We start from the raw sequence: 1663 nt of genomic DNA on the forward strand, positions 1-1663 counted from the left end.
TCGTTGAACAGCCGCGCATTCTGGATAGCGATCACGGCTTGATCGGCGAATGTCTGGATGAGCGCAAGCTGCCTTTCCGAGTACCTGAAGCCGGTTTGCGGGTGAGTAAAGATGATCGTGCCGATGCCTTGTTCCCGATCGACCAGCGGCACGAAGGTGATAGATCGAAAGCCACCCGCGGCAGCCGCCTTGCGCGTATACTCCGGCGTATCGGGGGCCGCGACATCGGGAATCTCGATGATACGACGTTCGAGAATAGCACGCGTGGAAGGTGAGCGGTCCCGATCGCACGGAATTGGATATATCGTGCGGACTCGGTCGACATCAAAGCCGGAGATTGAAGCCGCCGTCGCATTCCAGTGCAGCTTATCGTCTTTCAGAGTTGTAATCGTCGCGGAGCAGGGCTCGAACAGCTTCGCCGCGCTGTTGACGATCGCTTCGAACACAGGCTGCACGTCCGATGGCGAACTAGCGATAACTTTGAGGATTTCGGCGGTTGCCGCCTGTTGCTCGCGGGCGTCCTCCAGGTCTTTGCTCGGACCGGAAACCGAACGACGCTTAACTCGGGTGGCCGCCGACGCAGTCCGGCGCTTGGTCTTGGTGGTCTTGAGGCCCGTTGCTAAGCTTGCGTTCGCCTCGCTCGTCTTGCCGCCCGTTCTTGATGGTCGCGTCATATCCGCCCCCAGGGTCAAGAAGAGCATCTTATCGGGCTAAACCGTCCTTCAGGAAGGGGCGGATTGGGCTGAGTCGCATGTTGCCAGCTGGCCAAGCTATGCCAAACACGGAAGTCGAACCGGTCGAAGCCGACTTCCGCTTTACCCCTCAAAGCAGACATCCGGCGGGCGTGCTGGGATGTCAGTTGAGTGAGTTACTGTTCGATCACTTCGTCGGCGCGGGCGAGCAGCCATTTGGTGATTACAGCCAGGATTGGTCCAGGCGACGAAGGCCTTCCGGACACTTGAACAACAACGGAGGTTCAGTTGAAGCCTGAAAGCCTTCAAGAGGATTAACGACTCAGGGGCTGAGGATTTCAGTATGTTGATGAACCGATGCTGGCGCAGAAAGGTCCAGAAGGCGATCAAAGTCTAAAACGACAAACCGGCGTCCGGCTGAATCCGCGATATGGACTTGCCAACCGAGGCTTTCCAACAGGCGCGCTTTATCGACAGCAGCCTCGGGGCTGATGCGCATGGTGACAACACTCTGTCCGTCTTTGCATGCGTGGATGGCGAATGTCATGACACCCTGCCGGACGTCCAGCTTACAGGATATTCGGATGGGCTGGAGGTATTGTTAGGCTCGCTGCATTGCACCAATTGAAAAATAATCTTCACGCTGTCATGGAGAAAAATTGCCCAATAGGTTTGGGATCGGCTGGGGTGTCAGAAAAAGCAAACCGTTAGGCGTTAACAGGGCGCGGATACCAATCCGACATGGCATTGGAATTTGCGGGCCAGCGAGCGCTGTCGGAACAGTTGTCGGAGGTATTAAAAGAAGAAAAGCGCCAAAGCAGCTGAGCCGACGAGGCGAGCTCCAAAGGTGTTCGTGCGAGAGATAACTTGGCTCAATAGCCAGCCCTCGTCGATGGCGAACGGCCCTCCCGCCGCTATTTGGCCGGGTGTTCGTATGAAGGTCTGGAATACACAGGCACGGTGCCAATCTC

The 1663-nt window shown here is 56.8% G+C and carries 2 protein-coding genes; both read right to left on the minus strand.

The window, feature by feature from the left end; all coding sequences use genetic code 11:
- On the minus strand, positions 1 to 674 hold a 674-nt coding region (locus tag JQ575_RS44140), incomplete at its 3' end, for a GAF domain-containing protein (RefSeq protein WP_212039407.1).
- 340 nt (positions 675 to 1014) lie between these two features.
- Entirely contained in the window at positions 1015 to 1239 is a 225-nt protein-coding gene (locus JQ575_RS44145; protein WP_212039409.1) for a hypothetical protein, read from the minus strand.
- Positions 1240 to 1663: the final 424 nt, after the last annotated feature.

The organism is Bradyrhizobium sp. JYMT SZCCT0428 (assembly GCF_018131075.1).
GTDB lineage: Bacteria > Pseudomonadota > Alphaproteobacteria > Rhizobiales > Xanthobacteraceae > Bradyrhizobium.